This window comes from Geomonas silvestris, from assembly GCF_014193515.1.
GTDB classification, from domain to species: Bacteria; Desulfobacterota; Desulfuromonadia; order Geobacterales; family Geobacteraceae; genus Geomonas; species Geomonas silvestris.
Map to the genome: position 1 here is coordinate 58,361 of NZ_BLXX01000014.1, position 21,408 is coordinate 79,768.

Annotated in this window: 19 protein-coding genes; 11 read left to right on the forward strand and 8 right to left on the reverse strand. The window is 62.9% G+C overall.

Going from position 1 to position 21,408, the window contains the following annotated elements; genetic code table 11:
- Window positions 1–411 precede the first annotated feature (411 nt).
- From GMST_RS18645 to GMST_RS18655, 3 genes are all read left to right on the forward strand, one after another.
- On the forward strand, window positions 412–1,353 hold the full coding sequence (locus tag GMST_RS18645; protein WP_183356216.1) for a class 1 fructose-bisphosphatase: 942 nt from the start codon (window positions 412–414) through the stop codon (window positions 1,351–1,353).
- A gap of 107 nt (window positions 1,354–1,460) precedes the next feature.
- Window positions 1,461–1,721 carry a hypothetical protein gene (locus GMST_RS18650; protein ID WP_183356217.1) on the forward strand — a complete coding sequence of 87 codons (261 nt, stop codon included), beginning with the start codon at window positions 1,461–1,463 and terminating at the stop codon, window positions 1,719–1,721.
- Window positions 1,722–1,969: 248 nt separating this feature from the next.
- Entirely contained in the window at window positions 1,970–3,424 is a 1,455-nt protein-coding gene (locus GMST_RS18655) for a sigma-54-dependent transcriptional regulator (RefSeq protein ID WP_183356218.1), read from the forward strand.
- Window positions 3,425–3,520: 96 nt separating this feature from the next.
- On the opposite strand, the gene GMST_RS18660 is transcribed toward GMST_RS18655, so the two are convergent.
- Both GMST_RS18660 and GMST_RS18665 read right to left on the reverse strand, forming a co-directional pair.
- Complete coding sequence (locus GMST_RS18660; protein WP_183356219.1) at window positions 3,521–4,567, reverse strand: HD domain-containing phosphohydrolase; 1,047 nt, start codon at window positions 4,565–4,567, stop codon at window positions 3,521–3,523.
- Entirely contained in the window at window positions 4,564–6,885 is a 2,322-nt protein-coding gene (locus GMST_RS18665; protein WP_183356220.1) for a PAS domain-containing hybrid sensor histidine kinase/response regulator, read from the reverse strand. The genes GMST_RS18660 and GMST_RS18665 overlap by 4 nt, the downstream gene beginning before the upstream one ends.
- 339 nt (window positions 6,886–7,224) lie before the next feature.
- Here GMST_RS18665 and fliK point away from each other — a divergent pair, with 339 nt between their 5' ends.
- Both fliK and GMST_RS18675 read left to right on the forward strand, forming a co-directional pair.
- On the forward strand, window positions 7,225–8,175 hold the full coding sequence (gene fliK, locus GMST_RS18670; protein WP_183356221.1) for a flagellar hook-length control protein FliK: 951 nt from the start codon (window positions 7,225–7,227) through the stop codon (window positions 8,173–8,175).
- Complete coding sequence (locus GMST_RS18675) at window positions 8,159–8,443, forward strand: EscU/YscU/HrcU family type III secretion system export apparatus switch protein (RefSeq protein WP_183356222.1); 285 nt, start codon at window positions 8,159–8,161, stop codon at window positions 8,441–8,443. Before fliK ends, GMST_RS18675 begins: the two co-directional genes overlap by 17 nt.
- 123 nt (window positions 8,444–8,566) lie before the next feature.
- Here the strand turns inward: GMST_RS18675 and purN are convergent, their stop codons facing one another.
- Together purN and purM are read right to left on the reverse strand one after the other, a co-directional pair.
- Entirely contained in the window at window positions 8,567–9,178 is a 612-nt protein-coding gene (gene purN, locus GMST_RS18680) for a phosphoribosylglycinamide formyltransferase (protein ID WP_183356223.1), read from the reverse strand.
- A 15-nt stretch (window positions 9,179–9,193) separates the two neighbouring features.
- Entirely contained in the window at window positions 9,194–10,240 is a 1,047-nt protein-coding gene (purM, locus tag GMST_RS18685) for a phosphoribosylformylglycinamidine cyclo-ligase (protein ID WP_183356224.1), read from the reverse strand.
- 143 nt (window positions 10,241–10,383) lie between these two features.
- Between purM and rimI the strand changes: the two genes are divergently transcribed.
- The 5 genes from rimI (at window position 10,384) to GMST_RS18710 (ending at window position 14,355) form a co-directional block, all read left to right on the forward strand.
- Window positions 10,384–10,833, forward strand: a complete 450-nt coding sequence (gene rimI / locus GMST_RS18690) for a ribosomal protein S18-alanine N-acetyltransferase (protein WP_183356225.1) — start codon at window positions 10,384–10,386, stop codon at window positions 10,831–10,833.
- The gene (locus GMST_RS18695) at window positions 10,823–11,632 is read left to right on the forward strand and encodes a dihydroorotate dehydrogenase electron transfer subunit (protein ID WP_183356226.1); all 810 of its coding nucleotides are present in this window, start codon (window positions 10,823–10,825) and stop codon (window positions 11,630–11,632) included. The genes rimI and GMST_RS18695 overlap by 11 nt, the downstream gene beginning before the upstream one ends.
- A 3-nt stretch (window positions 11,633–11,635) precedes the next feature.
- Window positions 11,636–12,553 carry a dihydroorotate dehydrogenase gene (locus GMST_RS18700; protein ID WP_183356227.1) on the forward strand — a complete coding sequence of 306 codons (918 nt, stop codon included), beginning with the start codon at window positions 11,636–11,638 and terminating at the stop codon, window positions 12,551–12,553.
- Complete coding sequence (locus GMST_RS18705; protein ID WP_183356228.1) at window positions 12,553–13,587, forward strand: KamA family radical SAM protein; 1,035 nt, start codon at window positions 12,553–12,555, stop codon at window positions 13,585–13,587. The genes GMST_RS18700 and GMST_RS18705 overlap by 1 nt, the downstream gene beginning before the upstream one ends.
- 375 nt (window positions 13,588–13,962) lie before the next feature.
- Window positions 13,963–14,355, forward strand: coding sequence for a TraR/DksA family transcriptional regulator (locus GMST_RS18710; RefSeq protein ID WP_183356229.1), 393 nt, complete (start codon window positions 13,963–13,965; stop codon window positions 14,353–14,355).
- Between the two features lie 95 nt (window positions 14,356–14,450).
- Here the strand turns inward: GMST_RS18710 and GMST_RS18715 are convergent, their stop codons facing one another.
- From GMST_RS18715 to GMST_RS18725, 3 genes are all read right to left on the reverse strand, one after another.
- Complete coding sequence (locus GMST_RS18715) at window positions 14,451–15,542, reverse strand: AAA family ATPase (protein WP_183356230.1); 1,092 nt, start codon at window positions 15,540–15,542, stop codon at window positions 14,451–14,453.
- 69 nt (window positions 15,543–15,611) lie between these two features.
- The gene (locus tag GMST_RS18720) at window positions 15,612–17,522 is read right to left on the reverse strand and encodes a SpoIIE family protein phosphatase (protein ID WP_183356231.1); all 1,911 of its coding nucleotides are present in this window, start codon (window positions 17,520–17,522) and stop codon (window positions 15,612–15,614) included.
- A gap of 159 nt (window positions 17,523–17,681) precedes the next feature.
- Window positions 17,682–18,242, reverse strand: coding sequence for an HD domain-containing protein (locus tag GMST_RS18725; protein ID WP_183356232.1), 561 nt, complete (start codon window positions 18,240–18,242; stop codon window positions 17,682–17,684).
- A 210-nt stretch (window positions 18,243–18,452) separates the two neighbouring features.
- Between GMST_RS18725 and GMST_RS18730 the strand changes: the two genes are divergently transcribed.
- A complete protein-coding gene (locus tag GMST_RS18730; protein ID WP_183356233.1) occupies window positions 18,453–19,853 on the forward strand; it encodes a sigma-54-dependent transcriptional regulator in 1,401 nt (466 codons plus the stop codon).
- 135 nt (window positions 19,854–19,988) lie between these two features.
- Here GMST_RS18730 and gptM read toward each other — a convergent pair whose 3' ends face one another.
- On the reverse strand, window positions 19,989–21,326 hold the full coding sequence (gene gptM / locus GMST_RS18735; RefSeq protein ID WP_183356234.1) for a geopeptide radical SAM maturase: 1,338 nt from the start codon (window positions 21,324–21,326) through the stop codon (window positions 19,989–19,991).
- Between the last annotated feature and the right edge of the window lie 82 nt (window positions 21,327–21,408).

Genomic DNA, 21,408 nt, shown 5'->3' on the forward strand with positions numbered 1-21,408 from the left:
CGCCGACGCCCGCTACGTTCGCTTGAACGCCGTCCCTTCGGCTCCAGCGCCAGCGGCTCTGCTTTCATAAATTAATTGCAATAATTGCGGGAGGGTCGTGTCTGGTGCGACCCTCCCATTTTTGCGTCTCCGTCCAGGTCCCTGGCAGGGGTGGGGCGCGCCGCCCTGGGCTCTCCGACACTTTGACGCGTCATCTCCGAAGGTTAGCCAACCCGCCGTAGCTGCGGGTTTTTCCCGGGTCGGATACGGGATACCCCGGGTCCCCGCGCGGTAATCGTCGCACACCCATGAAAAAGGATTGAAGAGGAAACTCATGGAAACGCTCCGGCTTTTTTTCCTTGATTTGTCATGTGTTTTGACATACTCTACGGGCGGTAAAATAATTTTAATTTAATGATTGGGAGGGGGATCATGCCTACTGCACCCGGACAGTCCAAGTTTCAGATCGATCTGCGTCGTCACCTGCGCGGTCAGAATATCAGCGACAATCTCATCCATCTTATCTGCGAGATCGCCGAGGCCAGCAAGTACGTGATCAACGCGGTGCGCACCGGTGATCTGGGCGTGGCGGGTACCTCGAACCTGTACGGCGAAGAGCAGCTGGCGCTCGATGTCCTCTCCGACCGCATCATGCGCAAGCGCCTGATCCACTCTGGCGTGGTCTGCAACATCGCCTCCGAGGAGATGGACGAGATCTACCAGGCGCAGGCCCAGGCCGACGGGCTCTACTCGGTGGCCTATGATCCCTTGGACGGCTCCTCGCTGGTGGACGTGAACCTCGCCGTGGGTACCATCGTCTCGATCTACGAGGGATGCGACCTCTTGCAGCCTGGCCGCAACCAGGTCTGCGCCATGTACATCCTCTACGGGCCGCGCGTTTCCTTGGTCTACACCGTGGGCGACGGCGTGCACGAATTCACCATGAACAACCTGATGGAGTTCACCCTGACCCGCGAGAACATCAGGATGCAGCCGGAAGGGAACATCTACGCTCCGGGCGGGCTGCGCAACAAGTACGCGCCGGGCGTCGAGAAGTTCATCCAGCACCTGGAAGCCAAGGGGTGCAAGCTGCGCTACTCGGGCGGCTTCGTGCCGGACATCAACCAGGTGCTCATGAAGGGGAAGGGGCTCTTCATGTACCCGGCGCTCAACGGTTCCCCCAACGGGAAACTGCGCGTGTTGTTCGAGCTGAACCCGATGGCGTTCATCATCGAGCACGCCGGCGGCTCGGCCAGCAACGGCCAGATCCCCATCCTCGACATCGTACCGGAGTCGCTGGACCAGCGCGCCCCCATCTACATCGGCTGCAAGGCCGACGTGGAGCAGGCGATGTCGTTTGTCAACGCAGGCTAAAAAGAGTAGTATGACGGAAATGTCCGGGGCACTTTTCGTTTAAGCGCCCCTGCCGTTTCGTCGATAGAGGCATAACCAGCAACAAGCAACTTGTTTAGGGGAAAGGTATGGAAACACAGAAGCCGCAACGACTCTGCAGTGAAATCCAGCTCTTCGATCTCTGCGACCTGGACACCTGTTGTCAAAAGGACGGCCGCTACTGCACGAATCCGGAGGTCCTGGAGCGGTTTGAGGCTATCAAGGAAGAAGACGAGCGCTCGCCGCAGCAGTACCTGGGCGAGGAATTCGACGAAGAGGAAGAGGAAGAGGAAGAAGGCGAAGCCGACGACTCCTACGGTGACGACAGCTACGAGGATGACGACATGTAGCTGATTGCGCCACGAGTTGTTCGACACAGCGCGAGCACAAAAAACCGCCCCGGTATCCGGGGCGGTTTTTTTCGTTTTCCAGGGGAGATTTTCTCATCTTTTCTTAAGCTCCTGCCGATAAGAACCTCGACGGTGCAATTCTCTTTGTGCCGGCACCGATCACTTGACATATCGGTGCGGCGTGGTTTCATGGCATCTGCCACGCGGCACCTTGTATCGCCATATACGCCAGCGAGGGAGAACTGACGATGACCGCTAAACTTCTCATATTGGACGATGACCACGACATCCTGCTCATGCTGAAGAGCGTCTTTGCCGGGGAGGAGTACGAGCTCTTTCTGGAAAGCGAGAGCGAATCCGCCTTACGGCGCGTGGTTGCCGACCGCCCCAACGTGGCCATCATGGACATCAGCCTGCCGCAGAAGTCCGGGATCGAGGTGCTCAAGGAGGCCAAGAAGATCGACCCGGGGCTTGCGGTGATCATGGCCACCGGCTACAAGACCACCCAGAACGCCATCGAGGCGATGAAGCACGGCGCCTTCGATTACGTCACCAAGCCCTTCGACATGAACAAGCTCAAAGGGGCGGTGAAAAAGGCGCTGGAGTGCAACCTGTTAAGCCGCAAGGTGCGCTACACCCGGGAGCGCCCCACGGTCGAGGAGGACCTCACCGAGGACCTGATGATCGGCTCCTCTCCCGAGATGATCGAGATCTGGAAGATGGTGGGCACCGTCGCCGACTCCGACGCCACGGTACTCATCCAGGGTGAGTCGGGTACTGGCAAGGAGCTTTTGGCGCGCGCCGTCTACAACAACTCGCGCCGCAAGAACCGCCCCTTTCTGGCGGTGAACTGCGCCGCGCTCCCCGAGGCGCTTTTGGAGAGCGAGCTGTTCGGCCACGAGAAGGGGGCCTTCACCGATGCCCACTCGCGACGCATCGGGAAGTTCGAACAGTGCAACGGCGGCACAATTTTCCTGGACGAGATCGGCGAGATGAGCCCGACCAACCAGGGAAAATTCCTGCGCATCCTCGAGAACCAGGAGTTCGAGCGGGTAGGGGGGAACGAGACCATCAAGGTCGACGTGAGGGTGATCGCCGCCACCAACCGGAGCCTCTTGAACCAGGTCAAGGAGAAGGCCTTCCGCATGGACCTCTTCTACCGCCTGCGCGTGGTCAACTTCTTCCTGCCGCCGCTTAGGGACCGTGCCGAGGACATCCCCCTGTTGGTCGACCTGTTCGTCAAGAAGTTCTCCAAGAAGTACGGCAAGAACATCAAGGGGATCTCTCCCGACACCATGGGGCTCTTGACCACCCACCAGTTCGAGGGGAACATCAGGGAGCTTAAGAACGTGATCAACTCCGCCGTGGTGTTCTGTCGCGGCGATATCCTGGTCCCCGGCGATTTCGAATCGTTCCTCAAGGCAAAACCCGGAACCGGTATCAAGGAGGTCGACCTGGAGGCGGCCGGCGACGACTACTACGAGGTGTTCTGGAGCATGCTCGAACCTGTCTTCGACGGGATCTGCCAGAAGAACAAGGGTGCCATCTACGAGAACGTCAACATGGGGCTCGAGAAGGCGCTCATCCACATGGCGATGGAGAAGAGCAACAACAACCAGGTATTCGCCGCGAAGCTTTTGGGGATCAGCCGCAACACCCTGCGCGACCGCCTGGAGCGCTACCGCATCGGCGCCAGCGACTAGCTCCCCGGGTGCTGCAGAGCACTAAAAAGAGCCGGAAAGCGATCTGCTTTCCGGCTCTTTTATTTTGCCCCTCCCGGGGTCTGTGCTGAACCCTTTTTACAGCAGCTTCTTCCCCGCCGCGATCTCCCAGGCCGACTTCGGTATCCCCAGGAACACCTCGACCAGCTTCGGGTCGAACTGGCGCCCCGAGCAGCGCTGCACCTCCTCGCGCACCGCGTCGTAGCAGAGCGCCTTACGGTAGGGGCGGTCGGAGGTCATGGCGTCGAGCGTGTCCACCAGGGCGAAGATCCTCGCGCTGATCGGGATCGTCTCGCCGCTTAGGCCGTGCGGGTAGCCGGCACCGTCGTAGCGCTCGTGGTGCGAAAGCACCAGTTCCGCCGCCCCGGCGAAGTAGCGGATCCCCGAGAGGATCTCGAACCCGGTGCTGGGGTGCTGGCGCATCACCTCCCACTCGGCATCGTCGAGTTTTCCCGGCTTCAGAAGGATGTTGTCCGAGACGCCGATCTTGCCGATGTCGTGCAGAAGTGCTCCCTTGGCGAGGATGGAGCGTCCCCGCTCCTCGATGCCGGCCGCCTCGGCCAAAAGCTTCGCGTAGGCCATAACCCTCTCGGAGTGGCTCCCCACCTCCTTCTCCCGGGCGTCCAGCGCCCGGATCAGGGCCACCAGGGTGTGCTCGTAGGCCTGGTTGATCTCCCCCATGACCGTGCGGATCACCTCGGTCTGTTCGCGCACCTTCTGCTCGAGGTTTGCCTGGTATTCCTGGTTCTCCTGCACCAGGCGGCGCTTCTCCATGACGTTCTTCACGGTGAGAAGCACCCGGTCCAGGTTGAAGGGCTTGGTGATGTAGTCCTCGGCGCCGTGGTGGATGCAGGAGAGGGCGGTGTCCATGTCGTTGAGGGCGGTGATCATCAACACGGTCGTGTCAGGCGTGTACTCCTTGATGTCCTTGAGCAGGTCGATCCCCGAGCGGCCCGGCATCATGATGTCCAGAAGTGCCATGTCGAGCTTGGTGCTGTTGATGATCTCCAGCCCCTCCTCGGCACTGGCGGCCTGGTGGCAGGTATACCCTTCCTTGGTAAGGGTGATGTTGATGAGATCGCGGATCATCTCCTCATCATCGGCTATTAGGATGTTTCCTTTCAATGGCTACCTCCTGAAACTTCCGGGCCCGGCATGAGCGGGCTTCCGGCCAGCGTCTCTTTAACTTTACTGATCAGCGTATCGCTCGCAAACGGCTTGGGCAGGAAGGGGGCTCCCTGCTCCAGGATCTTCTCCAGGCTCGCCCGGTTCTCGGCATGCCCAGACATGAAGAGGATCTTCAGTCCCGGTTTCAAGCGGGTCAACTCCTCCGCCAGCGCGGGGCCGCTCATAAACGGCATCACCACGTCGGTGAGCAGCATGTCGATGGAGTCCTTGTGCTCCCGGAAGATCTCCACCCCCAGTTCGGGATCGGTGGTTTCCAGCACCTGGTAGCCGCGCTTGCGCAAGGTGTGCGTCACCAGGTTCAGTACCCCCGGCTCGTCCTCGACCACCAGGATGGTGTGGTGACCGCGGCTGGGATCCTCGAGGACCGGGCGCTTCAGGGGGTCGGCAGGCTGGTAGACCCGCGGCAGGTAGATGTCGAAGCTCGCCCCCTGGCCCGGCTGGCTGATCACGTCGATGTAGCCGCCGCTTTGCTTGACGATGCCGTACACCGTGGCGAGACCCAGGCCGGTGCCGCGCCCCATCTCTTTGGTGGTGAAGAACGGCTCGAACAGGCGGCGCTTCACCTCTTCGTTCATTCCCAGTCCCCGGTCGCTCACGGTGACCCGGACGTAGCTCCCGGCAATCGATCCCGGGTGCTGCTGGGTGAACTCCTCGTCGAGCTGGCGGTTCCCGGTCTCGATGGTGATGAGCCCACCGTTTTCCGAGGCGTCGCGCGCGTTGACCACCAGGTTCATGATGACCTGCTCGACCTGCCCGGGGTCCATCTTGATGAGCCCGACGTCGAGCGCCAGTTCGGTCGCCAGCGTGATGTGTTCGCCGATCAGGCGGCGCAGCATCTTCTCGGCGGACTGCACCTGGGTGTTGATGTTGAGAACCTTGGGCTCCTGGATCTGGCGCCTGCTGAAACTGAGAAGCTGCCGGGTCAGGTCGGCGGCCCGCTCGCCGGCACGCAGGATCTGTTCGGCCTCCTTGCGCATCGGGGTCCCCGGCTCGAGACCCTTGATGATAAGGGTGCTGTAGCCGTTTATGATGGTCAAGAGGTTGTTGAAGTCGTGGGCGATGCCGCCGGCCAGCTGGCCGATCGCCTCCATCTTCTGGACCTGGCGCAGGTGGTCCACCGAAATCTTCCGCTCGGTGATGTCTTCCTTCACGGCCACGAAATGGGTGATGCGCCCCTCGGAGTTCTTCACCGCCGAGATGCAGCCGCTCTCCCAGAACAGGTCGCCGTTTTTTTTCCGGTTATGAAGCTCCCCGTGCCATTCCCGCCCCGTGCTGATGGTCTGCCAGAGGTTCAGGTAAAACTCCCCCGTCATGGTCCCCGATTTCAGGATGCGCGGGTTTTGCCCCACCAGTTCCGCCTCGCTGTAGCCGGTGACCTCGGCGACCCGCGGGTTCACGTACTCGATGCGGCCAGCGAGATCGGTGATCACGATGGAGACCGGGCTCTGCTCCACGGCGCGCCAAAGCTTGCTCAGCTCCTCCTCGGCCCGCTTGCGCTCGGTTACGTCCAGGAGCGTGCCGATCACCGCGGGGGACCCGTTTAGCTGGGTCCTGGTCCCGTTCACCTCGAGTTCTATGAGCTGCTGGTCCTGGCGCCTGCCGCGGAAGGTGAAGTGCAGGCTGGTGCTCCCCTGGGTAAGTGGGCGCAGGAACTGGGTGCTGACCCGGATCTGGTCGTCGCGGGTCACCAGTTCGAGCAGGGACTTCTTCTCGATGAGATCGTCCTGCAGGTAGCCGAACACCTCGGCGAACTTCGGGTTCACGTAGGTGAAGACGTCGTCCTGCAGCATGAAGATGCCGACCAGGGACTGTTCCACGAGGCTTTGGAAGCGGGCTTCCGTCGCGGTGAGGGCGTCCTCGGCGAGGTTGCGCTCGCGACGCACCACGGCCTCGTTCAGTTCCCGCTTGATGGCGGGGACCAAGCGGGAGAGGTGGTCCTTGATCAGGAAATCGTGTGCCCCCGCACGCATCGCCTCGACGGCGACGTCCTCCCCCATCTGGCCTGAGACCATGATGAAGGGGATGTCCACCTCGCGCTCTTGCAGCAGGTGGAGCGCCGCGAGCCCGCTGAAGCAGGGCATGACCCAGTCCGAAACCACGAGGTGCCAACCTCCCTTGTCCAGGGCAAGGCTCATCTCTTCGGCGGTTTCGACGCGCTCGTAACGGGGGGCGAACTCCTGCTGAAGCTGACGTGCAATAAGGGCTGCATCCTCGGGCGAGTCGTCCACGATCAGGATGCGGAGTGCATGTTTCATCAGTTGCCCTCGCTGCAACACACCCGGAGTAACTGCTTCTCTCTTTGCTTATCGGATAGCCGAGAGATTTGTTTAGTCTAAAAACCCGGAGTTGATGCTCCCAGGGCGGAAAGCTCATTCAATACTACTGATATTGCCGGAAGATGCTATGGCTCAATTGTTTTTTTGCTCTGAAAAATGTGCCGAGTTTACACTGCGTCATTAAAGGGTGGCGCTACTGGTTCCAATTTTGTGCTTCAGAGATCGCGGTTTGTGCCGATAGGAAGAAGAGCTGCGCCTCTGTCCTGCGTCGTGCCGCACGACGCAGAGTTTCTCTTACCGGCAGTCCTGGGAATCGGCATGCTCATCAACGACCAAGTACAAAGACAGGTTCTGCCGGTACTGGCACGCTCGACGGTCGCACCTCCAGTCGAGGTGCAGCAGCGGGCGGGAAGCCACCTGCAACTCAACCCCGGGCAGCAGGTGAAAGCCGAGATCCTGGCGACCCTCCCCAACAACCTCTACCTGGCCCGGGTGGCCGGCGAGCTCTTCAAGCTGGAGATACCGCTCAACGTGCAGCCGGGGGAAACCCTCGAGATGACCTTCGTCTCGGCTGACCCCAAGGTCACCTTCAACGTGCTGCGCCCAGAGGTCGGTTCCTCGGTCTCCTTGAGTTCGCTTGGAAAGTGGCTGGCGGGCGTGGTCAACGAGGCCCCGGCGCTTCCACTTTTGCAGGGGACGCTGCTGGATGAGCCGCCGCACGGGACGGCGCTTCTGGGCGAACGGCTCAAGGAAGCGCTTACCCAGGGGGGGCTTTTTTACGAGGCGCACCTGGCGCAATGGGCGGCCGGCGGGCTCCCCCTCGGCGAACTGCTCAAGGAGCCCCAGGGAAAGCTCTCTCGGCGGCTGAAAGGTGCCGAGGAGGGGGATCCGGACCTCGACGGGGCCGAGATTGCCGACGGCAGAACCCTTCCTTTCATCAAGGAGCAGCTGCACCTGTTAAACAACGGGGTCCTAGCCTGGCGGGGCGAGGCGTGGCCTGGACAGGAAATGGAGCTTGCGGTGACGCTGCACGACGAGGCTGCCGGGGAGCGCGAGGTGGAGAGTAACCTTGTGCTGACGCTCCCCCAGTTGGGGCGTGTGGCCGCAACCCTGCGCCTGACGCCCCAAGGGGTGCAGCTGCAGCTGGTCTGCGACCAGCCCGGTTCTGCCGGCATTCTCAAGGGGGGGGTGGGAGAGTTGCGGGAGGCGCTTTGGGCGCGGGGACTTTCTCTGACCCAGATGGTGGCCAAAGATGCTGAGACGGCCTAGCGATCTGAAAAAGGCCGTGGCGATGGCCTACGGCTCCGACGACGGCGCGCCGCGCGTGGTCGCCAAGGGGAGCGGTGTCACCGCGGAGGCGATCATCTCGCTTGCCCAGGATTCCGGGGTCTACGTGCACCAGTCTGCGGAACTGGTGAACCTCTTGATGCAGGTCGACCTGGACAGCGAGATCCCCCCGGAGCTCTACCAGGCGGTGGCGGAGTTGCTCGCCTGGCTGTACGCCCTCGATGCAGGAGGGTATCTAAGCCAGGAGTAGGGAACCTTGCTGCCGGGAGAAATTGCTCGACTGGAGAAAACGGGCGAAGCGAAGAGTTGAAGAGTTGAAGAGGGGAAGACTAAGGAAGATTAGGGAAGGCGGTTCGGTGGTTTACTTTGGCTGTTACCTGATACGTACCAGCCGCCCGTCGACCGACAGACGCCCCTGGGCGAAGAGCCGAACCGCTTCCGGGTAGATGCGGTGCTCTTCCTTCTGGATGCGCGCCGAGAGGGTTTCCTCGGTGTCGCCCTCGAGGATGGGGACCGTGGCCTGGAGGATGATGGGGCCGGTGTCTGTGCCGGAATCGACGAAATGAACGGTGCAGCCGGCCACCTTGGCGCCGTACTCGAGCGCCTGGCGCGCGGCGTGCAGCCCGGGGAAGGACGGGAGCAGGGCGGGGTGGATGTTCATGACCGCCATCGGGAAGGCGTCCAGGAGCACCGGGGTGATGATGCGCATGAACCCAGCCATTACGACGAGCTCTACCCCGAACCCGCGCAGGGCAGCCACCAGCGCCTCGTCGTACCCCTCGCGCCCCGAGTAGGCGCGGTGATCGAGGTGCAGCGCCGGGATGCCGGCATTTTGGGCACGCTCCAGCGCGTAGGCGTCCGCCTTGTTGCTGATGACGCAGGCAACCCGGCCCGGCAGCTCGCCCCGGCTGCAGGCATCGATGATGCACTGCAGGTTGGTGCCGCTGCCGGATACCAGGACGCCGATGTTGAGGAGGTTATCCATGGGGGCCCTAAGGTCCTAGACGAGCTCGACGCATTCCTTGCCGGCTTCGCACTTGACGACCTCGCCGATGTGGAAGGCGGTCTCGTTCAGCCCGGAGAGACGGATCAGGATCTCTTCCGCCTCGCGCTCCGGCACGATGATCACCATGCCGATGCCGCAGTTGAAGGTGCGGAACAACTCGGACTCCTCGATGTTGCCGCCTTTCTGGATAATCTGGAAGATTTCGGGGACCTGCCAGCTGTCTTTGCGGATCACCGCCTTGCAGCCGTTGGGGAGTACGCGCGGGATGTTCTCCAGAAGGCCGCCACCGGTGATGTGGGCGATGCCGTTGATGGTGAAGTCGCGCAAGAGGTTCATGATGGAGCGGACGTAGATGCGGGTCGGGGTGAGCAGTTCCTCGGCCACGGTCTTGCCCAGGCTCGGGATCTGGTCGTTGATATCCATCCCCATGACATCGAGGATCACCTTGCGCGCCAGGGAGTAGCCGTTGCTGTGCAGACCGGAGGAGGCGAGGCCGATCAGGTGGTTCCCGACGGTGATGGAGGAGCCGTCGATGATGTTCTCGCGTTCCACGACACCGACGGCGAAGCCGGCCATGTCGTACTCGTCGCCTGAGTAGAAACCGGGCATCTCGGCGGTCTCGCCGCCGATCAGCGCGCAGCCGGCCTGGACGCACCCTTCGGAGACGCCCTTGATGATGGAGGCCCCCTTGGCAGGGTCGAGTTTCGCGGTGGCGAGGTAGTCGAGGAAGAAGAGCGGCTCGGCGCCCTGGACGATTATGTCGTTCACGCACATCGCGACCAGGTCGATGCCGATGGTGTCGTGACGGTCGGCCAGGAAGGCGAGCTTCAGCTTGGTGCCGACGCCGTCGGTGCCGGAGACCAGCACCGGGTGCTTATACTTGCCGGTGTTGAGGGAGAACAAGCCGCCGAAACCACCGATGTCGGCCAGCACTTCCGGCCGCGAGGTGGCCTTCACCAATGGCTTGATCATCTTGACAAACGTGTTGCCGGCATCGATGTCTACACCGGCGTCTTTGTATGTGATTTTAGTCTCGTTCAAGGCAGATCCTCCGATAAAATAAAGGAGAAATCTAACGCATGTAGCCCCAAATGTCAAAGCGAAAAATTTGTTTACTTCGCATGGTCCTTTGCTTATGATGCGCTGCAGTGACGGGTAAACCTACTGAAATAAAAGTCCGTTCCATGTCGGAAAATGACCTGGATGCGGTCCTCGAAATCGAGTCTGCGTCGTTCGCGCGCCCCTGGACCAGAGATCACTTCCGCGACGAAATACAGTCGCCCTTCGGTATCCCCCTCGTCGCACTGATTCCGGAAGGACACCTCGCCGGCTATCTCTGTTTGAAAGTCATCCTCGATGAGGCCGAGATCCTCGACGTCGCCGTCGACCCCGCTCAGCGCGGCCGCGGCATCGGACGGCTACTGGTGTGGCACGCCTTCGAGCTGTGCCGGGAACGCCAGGTCCTGCGGCTGGGACTCGAGGTGCGCACCGGCAACCGCGAGGCGATCACCCTGTACGGGTCGGTCGGCTTTCACGAGGTCGGCTGCCGCAAGGCCTACTATGAAAATGGCGATGACGCCATCTTGATGGAATACACCTTTGAGCAGCAGGCAGAGGAGAGCGATGCAGTTTAAATCAATGGTAGTCTCGAACGTGGAGGTCTCGCCGGGGTATTTCCGGATGAGGATGACCGCTCCCAAGGAGCTGGAAAAGACGCTCCCCGGGCAGTTTCTCATGCTCAAGGTGAGCGAGTCGATCGACCCGCTTTTGCGGCGCCCCTTCGGCTTCTTCGATGTCGGCGTCCTCCCCGCCGAGTACGCTGGCGGCGCGGACCAGACCTACGCCGAGATCCTCTTCAAGGTGGTGGGGAAGGGGACCAAGATGCTCTCCACGCTGCACCACGGCGACCTGGTCGACCTCTTGGCCCCGCTCGGGAAGTCCTTCAACCCCGGCCCGGCCGGCGAGGAGAAGCTCCTGGTGGGTGGCGGGATCGGCCTCGCCCCGCTCTATTACCTCGCCAAGGAGTTGGTGGCCAAGGGGGAGAAGGTGCGCCTTTTCGCCGGCGGCAGAAACCGCGACGACATCCTCTGCATCACCGAGTTCGAGCGTCTCGGCGTCGAGACCTACGTCTCCACCGACGACGGAACGCTCGGGGAGAGCGGCCTGGTGACCGAAGTGCTCGATCGGCACCTGGCGCCCGGCAAGCGGATTTTCGCCTGCGGCCCGACCCCGATGCTGCGCGCCGTGGCCATCATGGCGGAGCGGCACCAGGTCCCCTGCCAGGTCTCCATGGAGGCCTACATGGCCTGCGGCGTGGGCGCCTGCCTCGGGTGCGTGCTGCCCGGCGCAGCCCACACCGAGGAGACCCCCGACTACCGCTGCGTCTGCAAGGACGGCCCCGTCTTCGACAGCTTCGAACTTAAATGGAGTTAGCGCATGCATAAACCTGACATGACCGTCGAGCTGGCCGGTATCAAGCTGCGCAACCCGGTGATGACCGCCTCCGGCACCTTCGGCTACGGCGCCGAGTTCGCCGCGCACCTGGACCTGGAGAGCATTGGCGCCCTGGTCACCAAGGGGCTCTCGCTGCGCCCCAAGGCCGGCAACCCGACGCCGCGCATCGTGGAGACCCCGGGGGGGATGCTGAACGCCATCGGCCTGCAAAACGTCGGGATCGACGCCTTCATCACGGAGAAACTCCCCTACCTGGCCAAGGTCGACACCCCGGTGATCGCCAACCTCTACGGCAACACCCTCGAGGAGTACGGCGAGGTCGCCTCGCGCCTGGACGCCCTTTCCGGCGTGGCGGGGGTCGAGGTGAACATCTCCTGCCCCAACGTGAAACAGGGGGGGATCGTCTTCGGTACCGATCCTGCTGCCGCGCAGGAGGTGGTCCGCCTGGTGCGCCGCAATACCAAGAAGCCGATGATTGTGAAGCTCTCCCCGAACGTGACCGACGTGGTCGCGATGGCCAAGGCCTGCGCCGACGCGGGTGCCGATGCCCTCTCGCTCATCAACACGCTGACCGGCATGGCGATCGACCTGGACCGGCGCCGCCCGGTGTTGGCCAACGTGACCGGCGGGCTCTCCGGGCCGGCCATCAAGCCCGTGGCGCTGCGCATGGTCTGGCAGGTGGCTCGCGCGGTCAAGCTGCCGCTCATCGGCATCGGCGGTATCATGAACGGGCGCGACGCCCTGGAGTTCATGCTGGCGGGTGCCAGCGCGGTCCAGGTCGGCACCGCGAGCTTTCTCGACCCGGGTGCTGCACAGCGCATCGCGGCCGAGATGGAACAGTACCTGGTCGATCACAAGATCGCTTCCGTCGCCTCGCTCATCGGGGCACTCGAGGTCTGATGCAAGCCTGGGAGAAGAGCCTGAACCAGAGCGTTACCAGCCCGGAGGAACTAGCCGGGCTTTTTCGCGTGGACGCGGCTCCGCTTGCCGGGGTGGTTGGGCGCTACCCGATGCGCATCACCCCGTACTACCTCGGCCTGATCAAGGAGCCGGGGGACGCAATCTGGCGCCAGTGCGTCCCCGACCCTGCGGAACTCGCTGACCTCTCCCAGTCCCCCGATCCCCTCGACGAGGAGCGCCTCTCGCCGGTCCCCGGGCTCATCCACCGCTACCCCGACCGGGTGGTCTGGATCGCCTCCGCCTCCTGCGCCGTCTATTGCCGCTTCTGCATGAGAAAGCGCGGCGTGGGGTGCGCCGGGATGCAGGTGGCCCCGCAAAAAGAGGCCCTGGAGTACCTCGCCGGGCATCCCGAGATCCGCGACGTGGTCCTCTCCGGCGGCGACCCGCTCCTTTTGAGCGACGAGCGTCTGGAAGACCTCCTGGCCGGCCTGCGCCGCATCCCGCACCTTGAGATCGTGCGCATTGGGACCCGGGTCCCCGTGACGCTCCCCGAGAGGGTGACCCCGAAGCTTGCCGCCTTGCTCAAGCGCTTCCATCCGCTGTTCGTCAATACCCATTTCAACCACCCCGACGAGATCACCGATCGCTCGGCCCGGGCCTGCGCGCTTTTGGCCGACGCCGGGATTCCGCTCGGGAACCAGTCGGTGCTCCTCAAGGGGGTTAACGACGACCCTCAGGTGATGCGCCGGCTCATGCTGAAGCTTCTGCTCCTGAGGGTGCGCCCCTACTACCTGCACCAGATGGACCTGGTGAAGGGGACCGCGCACTTCCGCACTCCGCTCGCTAAAGGGGTCGAGGTGCTCAAGGCGCTGCGCGGCCACACCTCGGGATTGGCCGTCCCCCACTACGTGATCGATCTCCCCGGTGGCAAGGGGAAGGTCGAGGTCGCCGCGGAGTGCGTGCGGCGCGAAGGGTCGCGGCTCGTCGTTACCACCTACCTGGGTGAGACCCTCGAATACCAGGACGTCTGCTAGCCTCTGCCTCTCCGCGTCCCCCCCCACGTTCGTTCTCAGCTGGATTTCTTTTTACCCGCGCCGTGTCTCTGTTTTTTAAGGTATACTAACTCAGTTCGTTTTTGCTGGTCAGTAGCGGGGGGAAAAGCCATGAGAAGAGTGCCCACTGAAGAAGATATCCAGAAAGATCAACCAGTGAAAAAAGGCGAGGCTGCGCTTTGTGCCGTGTGCGGTGCCGAGTTGGAGATGGATCAGGAGAGTCACGAGTATCTTTGCCCGGTCTGTGACAGTGAAGAGGGTGAGTAGAGTGGTAACGAGCTGGTAGTGAGTGGCGCGAGGCAGCTGGTTGCTACCTATGATGGCGGTCAGTTCACCAGACGATGGAGGAGGTTTCCCATGCCGGAAAAATCGGATGTGGTCGATCTGGAACAGAGAAAGGTGCTGATGGAGCAAAAGCGCAGGCTGTGGGCCGAACTGCGCGAGGAGATCTTCACCAATGCCGGCGAGGAGCTGCATACCCAGTACGAGATCCCGCAGGACCCCGGCGAGATGAGCATCCTCGACCTCCTGGCGGATGCGGGACTCGCCATCGCGGAGGTACGGCGCGCCCAGTTGACCGCGCTGGAGGAGTCCCTGCGCCGGCTCGAGATGGGGACCTACGGGGTCTGCGAGGGGTGCGGTGAGCGCATCAGCCTGGAGCGGCTCCGGGTGGTCCCGTTTGCCGCCTTCTGCGTCGCGTGCCAGAAAGACCGCGAGGGTCCCGGCCGTCCTCCGGGGGTGAAGATCTGAAGAAGGCGGCGGTTGCCGCCGGTTCAACGAAAAAAGTCCCGCCTGGTTTGGCGGGACTTTTTTCGTTGCGGGCCTATGGTTCGGGGAGCTGACGGCTAGAGGAGCGACTCGATCGCCTCGAAGTCGAGGGATTTGTTGGTGTTCGCCATGATCCATTCGAGCTTTTCCTGGTCCTCGAAGGTGATCTTGGCGACGTCCTCGCTGAGGGCGCTGAAGACCTCGGCGGTGGTCTCCTCGACCCGGATATAGGGGATCTTGCTGTCTTTTAAGATCTGCTGGGTGATCTTCGAGACCGGTCCATGACCGGCCACCACCAGCCCCGCGATCTTCTCCTTGAAAGAGGGGATGTGGTAGAGCGAGGAGAGGGTCACCAGAAGCTCGTCGCGCGAGCTGGTCACGATCATGAGGGTCGAGTCGAGCAGGCCGTCGATCACCCGCTGCGAGGAGGCGGCACCGAGCTGGATGTTGTAGATGATGCGGCTTTTTTCGCTCAGGTCCCCCTGCAGGGGAAGTCCGAATAGCTTGGAGATGTGGTTCAGGGTCGGGTTCGCGAGGATAGGCGAGTAGTCGAAGCCGTCGATCACCTTGACACCCAGGGGATCGAAGGCCTGCTTCAGGTACTTGCGGGTGACTTCCTTCTTGCTCGGGATCAGCTTGTTGACGATCACCCCGCGTACGTCGGCTCTCTCGCGCTGGAAAAGCGCCATGTTGAGGTGCACGGCGTCGATCACCTTGCCGATGCCGCTTTCGGTGACCATGACCACCGGGGCGCCGATCAGGTTCGCCACCTTCGCGTTACTGAGTCCCACCACAGCGCCCACGCCGCCGTGCCCGGCACCCTCGATGATCAGGAAGTCGTACTTCTTCTCGAGCTCCTGGACCGCCTCGAGGATGCAGGAACTCAGCGACAGGTCGTCGAGTTTCCCGGTCAGGTAATCCTTGGTGAAATCCTTGTGGAGCGCCACCGGCGACATGATGGCGATGTCCTCCTCCATCCCGAAAGCCTTCGCCATGAGCAGGGCGTCCATGTCCACCATGAAGTCGTTGTAGAGCAGGACCTTGGGGCCGAAGGGCTTCACGAAACCGACCCGCTGGTACTTCTTGCGGGCATGGTGCATGAGCGAGATGCTGATGGTCGTCTTGCCACAGTTTTGCCCGGTTGCAGCTACAAAGATCTTTTTCGCCATGCCTTGACACCTCTCCACCTGGAAATGGGAGGTATGTTTACACAAGCTGCGGCGCTGCGTCAAGTGCCGTCACAGGAATTTCAACACGAGCATGGAGATGTCGTCGCGGAAGCTGGAGCCGCCGCTGAAGGCGCGCAGCGCGGCAAGCACCGCGTCGATCAGTTCGCCGGCCGGCTTGCGGTGCTCCCGGGCCAGGACGGTCTGCAGCCGGCGGGTGCCGAAGAGCTCGCCGCGCGGCCCGTCGGTCTCGGTGATACCGTCGGTGTAGAGAAACAGCAGGTCGCCAGGCTCGACCTCGACGCCGCGCTCCTCGAAGGTCACCCCCTTCTTGACCCCGATGATGAGCCCTTCGGCATCGAGCTCCTGGAAACGCTCGCGGCTGGGGCGATAGAGCAGGGGGGGAGGGTGACCGGCGTTGGTGTAGTGCAGCCTGCGGGTCTTGGCGTGGTAGCAGAGGTAGGACATGGTGATGAACAGCTCGGCGCGGGTCAGGTCGTCGTGCAGAAGGTCGTTTAGGGCGGCGAGCACCTGGGGCGGCCGGTGCAGGGTCTGCAGTTGGGCGCGCAGAACGCTCCTTGTTTCCACCATGATGAGCGCGGCCCCCACGCTGTGCCCTGAGACGTCGGCGATCACCATGCCGACCTCGTCGCGGGTCAGGAAGATGTCGTAGTAGTCCCCCCCGATGTGGGTCGCCGAGACGCAGCGGCCGGCACAGTCGATGCCGGGGAGTGGGGGGGGAGCGGCGGGGAGCAGCGAGAGCTGGATCTGCTTGGCGATCTCCAGCTCTTTTACCAGGCTCGCGTTCTCCAAAAGCGCGAGCTCGGCCTTCTTGCGCTCGGTGATGTCCTGCTTGATGCAGACGAAGTACTTGATGATCCCCGCCTCGTCGGTGACCGGGGTGATAGTCTGCTCCTCGGGGTACAGGGTGCCGTCCTTGCGCCGGTTCACCATCTCGCCGTGCCAGACCTCGCCCGCGTTGATGGTGCTGCGCAGCTCGAGGTAAAAGGCCGGGTCGTGTAGGTCGGACTTCAAAAAGCTCAGGTCCCGGTGCAGCGATTCCTGCGGGGTGTACCCGGTCATCTGGGTAAAGGCCGGGTTCACCCAGATCACCAGCCCCTGGTTGTCGGTGATGGCGATGGCGTTGGCAGCCGCCTCCAGCGCGGCGCTCTGCAGGCGCAGCGACTCCTCGGCCCGCTTTCGGTCGGTGATGTCCGAGATCAGGCCGTCGTAGGCGATCAGTTCCCCCTGCTCGCTGTAGCGCGGCACGATGGTGTTGCGCACCCAGCGGATGGAGCCGTCCTTGTGGCGGATGCGGTGCTCGAGCGAGGGGATGTCCTCTCCGGCCTGGACCTCGGCGGTGAGGCGGACCACGCCGGGGCGGTCCTCCTCGAGGATCATCTGGTACCAGAGGAAGGGGTTCTCGGTGTACTCCTCGTTGGAGTAGCCGGTGACGCTGAGGCACCCCGGGCCGTGGGTTGTCTTCACAACCTTCCCCTGCTCGATGCTGACCGTGTAGATGTAGTCGGTCACCGCGGCGACCAGCTTCTTGTAGCGCCGCTCGCTGCGCACCAGCGCGGCCTCGGCCTCGCGCCTCTTGCGGCGGACCTCGGCCTCCTGCATCTCCCGCTCGATGGCGGGAACCAGCCGGGAGATGTTTCCCTTGATCAGGTAGTCGTTGGCCCCCTCCTTCATGGCCTGCACCGCGGTGTCCTCGCCGATCTTGCCGGAGACCACGATGAAGGGGAGGTCGAGCCCGCTGCGCCGCACCAGCTTAAGCGCCTCGAGGCCGCTGAAACCGGGTAACACGTAGTCGGAGATCACCACGTCCCAGCTTTCCTCGGAGAGCGCCTGCTGCATCGCCTCGACACTCTCCACCCGTCGGGCGACCGGCGAATAATCGCCGCGCCTGAGCTCGAAAATGAGCAGGAGGGCGTCGTCCTCCGAGTCTTCCACGATGAGTACGCGCAGCGGTTTTCCCATGAGAGTCGACCTTCACGAGTTCTGAGAGGAAACGGCGCCGGCGGGCCGACCGAAGCGGCCGCCCCTTAAGCCGCGGCTGGCGCTCGTTGGCACCGCGGCCAGCCTAGTATAGCACACTTTGTTAATGCGGTTTTAATTCGTGAAGGCGCTTTTGGGGGGCTACTCATGAACCTGGGGCGGGAGGAGCTCCTCGAGCCACCCCTCGAAGATGGCTACCTTGTGGATCCCGAACTTGCCGAGGTCGGCGCGTACCTGGTCGAGGGACTTCTCCCGCTCCAGTTCGCCCGGCCGCTTCGAGAAGAAGAGATCGGCCAGGGTGACGATGCGCTCCTCGCGCAACTGCGGCGCCATTTCCCTGCTGGGGAGGGGGAGTCGTTGCGCCGCGATGTCCTCGACGCTGAGCCCCACACCTATGTGGCGTTCGCAGACCAGTGCGTGGCGCGGCAGTCCCTCGGCCTCCAGGATCTCGCGGCCCAGGATGCCGTGGCAGATATAGGGGGCGTTCCCAAAGCAGTTGAGCTTCGGGGCGTGCACCAGTGCCACGCCGATGTCGTGCAATAGTGCCGCCTCTTCGATGAAGGGGAGGTCGAGCGCAAGGTCTCCCGTCGCCTGTGCGATGGCGAGCGCCTTGTCGGCGACCATGCAGCTGTGCCGGTAGACCATCTCGCAGCCGGTCCGATTCGCGCCGAAGTGCTTTTCCAAAAGGGTGTAGGGGTTCATGACTGCTCCGGGTTAATCTCATGAGGATCAATCCTAGGGTAGGACGAAACGCGCGGCAATGCAAGAGGGGAGGGGGCCGGAAGCTTTTCTGGCGTGCCGCCAACAAAATGTTTGAATATCGTTTCGGCTCTGTATATGATGTGAAGCCTTTAAATAAAGCACGTGTGGGTGACTGCTCAATGAGAGCCGGAGCCCTTTGAGGAGTGGCAGATGACGGTGCAACTGGAACAGCAGCAGGTGCTGGTGGTGGACGACGAGCCGGGGATCCTCGCCAAGGTGTCACTGCTGCTCGCCTCGAGCGACATCCAGCAGGTGATCACCCTCTCGGACAGCCGCGAGGTGCTCCCCTACCTGAGGGAGAACCCGGTTGCCGTGGTGGTGGTCGACTGGGTGATGCCCCACGTGACCGGAGGGGAACTGTTGCAGCGCATCACCACCGATTACCCGCAGATCCCGGTCCTGGTCATGACCGCCATGGGGGACGTGGACACTGCGGTAAGCTGCATGAAGGAGGGGGCCTTCGATTTCCTGACCAAACCGGTGGACCCCAACCGCCTGGTGGCGAGTATCCGCAAGGCGCTCCAGGTGAGCGACCTGGGGAACCAGAACCGGCTTTTGAAGGACTACCTTTTGGGGGACCGGCTGCGCTTTCCGGACGCCTTCGAGGGGATCGTGACCCAGTCCAAGAAGATGCGTTCCATCTTCCAGTACATCGAGGCGATCGCCACCTCGCGGCTGCCGGTCTTGATCGCCGGCGAGACCGGGGTCGGCAAGGAGCTCCTGGCCCGCGCGGTGCACCGGGTTTCGGGGGTGCGCGGGCCGTTCATCTCGCTCAACGCCGCGGGGCTCGACGACTTCATGTTCTCGGACACGCTCTTTGGTCACAAGAAGGGGGCCTTCACCGGCGCCGACAGCCAACGCGACGGGCTGATCAGCGCGGCTGCCGGGGGGACGCTCTTTCTCGACGAGATAGGCGACCTGAACCACTCCTCCCAGATCAAGCTATTGCGCCTTTTGCAGGAGCGCGAGTACTACCGGATGGGTTCCGACCTTTTGCTCAAGAGCGATGCCCGCATCGTGGCTGCCTCAAACATGGACTTCGAGGCGCTGCGCACCGCCGGCACCTTCCGAAACGACCTCTACTTCCGGCTCTGCGCCCACGAGTTCCGGGTCCCGCCGCTGCGCGAACGGCTGGAGGACCTGGAGCCTTTAGTGCAGTACTTCGTCGCCAGCTTCGCGCTGCAGCAGGGAAAGCCGGTTCCCGCAGTCTCCCCCAACCTGATCCCGGCACTCTCGCAGTGCAGCTTCCCCGGCAACGTGCGCGAGCTCTACAACATGGTGCACCACGCCGTGACCTGCAACGAGGGGGGTGTGCTCGACATCGGCGACTTCCCGGGATTGAAGCCGGCACCGGCACGCTCGATCCAGATCACCCCCGGGGAAAACCCGCTCATCTCCCTCTTCGGCCGCTTCCCGACGGTAGTGCAGGTCGAGGAGTACCTGATTGCCGAGGCGATGCGGCTTACCGGCGGCAACCAGACCGCGGCTGCAGAGATGCTGGGGCTTGCCCGTCCCACCCTGAACAAGCGACTCAAGCACGATCGGCAGTAGGGGCTGGGTCTCGGACCGCGCCCGGCGCAAGGCCGGGGGGGCGGACGCAGCGATCGCAGGTGCCAGGGGAGAGGAAAGCGCGGCTCCTCAGCCGGAGCTTGCCGCTCTCCCTCCGCCAGGTGGGGGGGCGAGCAGCTAGGCAGGAACCTGGGACGGCGGCGCGGCCGATGCTGACGGTGCGCCCTTTGGGACCGGGGAGGGATAGCTCTGGTTTTGCAGCAGGAAGGTTTCCAGGGTTGCCTCGAGGAAGTCGAAGTGGCACTCGACCTCGCTGAGCGGCTGGTCCTGGAGCAGGGTGAGGAAGCGGCACCCGCCGAAGCAGATGGGGAGATAGGCGCAGTCGAGGCAGCGCTCGTTCTGCCAGTTGCGGATGCAGTGCGAGGCGCGGTAATCCGCAATCCCCGTGGCAAGGTGGCCGACACTCAGGTCGGGATAGGCCATGAAGGTCGGGCACTTGTACAGCGAGCCGTCAAAGTTCACCACGAAGTTGCGCTTGAGTTCCACCACGCAGGCCGAGACCTTGGGCTTGGAGGTGGCAAAGCCCCGCGACAGGATCGCCTCGCGCAGGAACAGCTGCGCGTCCACAAGCCACGACGCGCTCGAGGAGGCGCACCCCGCGCTGTACTCCGAGCACCCCGCCTGGGGGGTCACCGGAGTGAAGAGCACCTGCATGAGCCGGTCTCCGGTGATGCCGTACTCGAGCAGGCAGTCGAGGAGCCGGGGGAACTCCCGGTAGTTCTCCTGGGTGAAGTTGCCCCCCAGCTGGATAGGGATCAGGTCGCAGACCGCCGCGAGGTTTTCCACGATGGTCTCAAAGCTGCCGGCACCCGAGGCGTAGGGACGCTGGGCGTTATGAACCTCGGGGGGGCCGTCCAGGGTGAACTTGGCACCGTTGAGCCCCAGGGGGGTCAGCTCCTCGGCCAGGGCGCGGTTCAAAAGGGTGCCGTTGGTGACCAGGTTGAAGTTGTAGCGTACCTGATGTTCCCGGGCCGCCGCCAGCAGGGGCTCCGAGATGCGGCGGATGAGGTCGGGGGTAAGCAGCGGCTCGCCGCCGTAGAAGGAGAGGGAGACGTCGCACCCCTGGGAGATCTGCTCCCGGACCAGCCACTCAACCAGGAGTACGGCCGTTGCCTCGCTCATCTGCACCCCGCCCCTGAAGCCCCCCTCGTAGCAGTAACCGCAGTCGAGGTTGCACTCGAGGTTCAATACGACGATCCCCCGAAAGACCCTGCTGAGCCCGTCGACCTGGTCGATGATGCCCAGGATCTGCTCTCTTTCCCGGTCCAGGTCTGGAACTAGAAACCCCAGGCGCTGCAGGGGTTCCGCCTCCGGTCCCACGAGGGTGCCGGCCCGCGCCAACTCCAGGGTCTTGTTGGCGATCCTGACCGAGGAGCCGCGCAGGGTCGAGTAAAGAAGATTGTATCCTGGGCGTTGCTGGTCCTCATAGACTTTCAGGTATCGTGACAGTGGCATGGTGAGTTCCAATAGATCGGATAAGGATTCGACAGCTGAAGGAAGGCGTGTTCCGTCAAAGAAACACGCCTTTTCTCTTAGA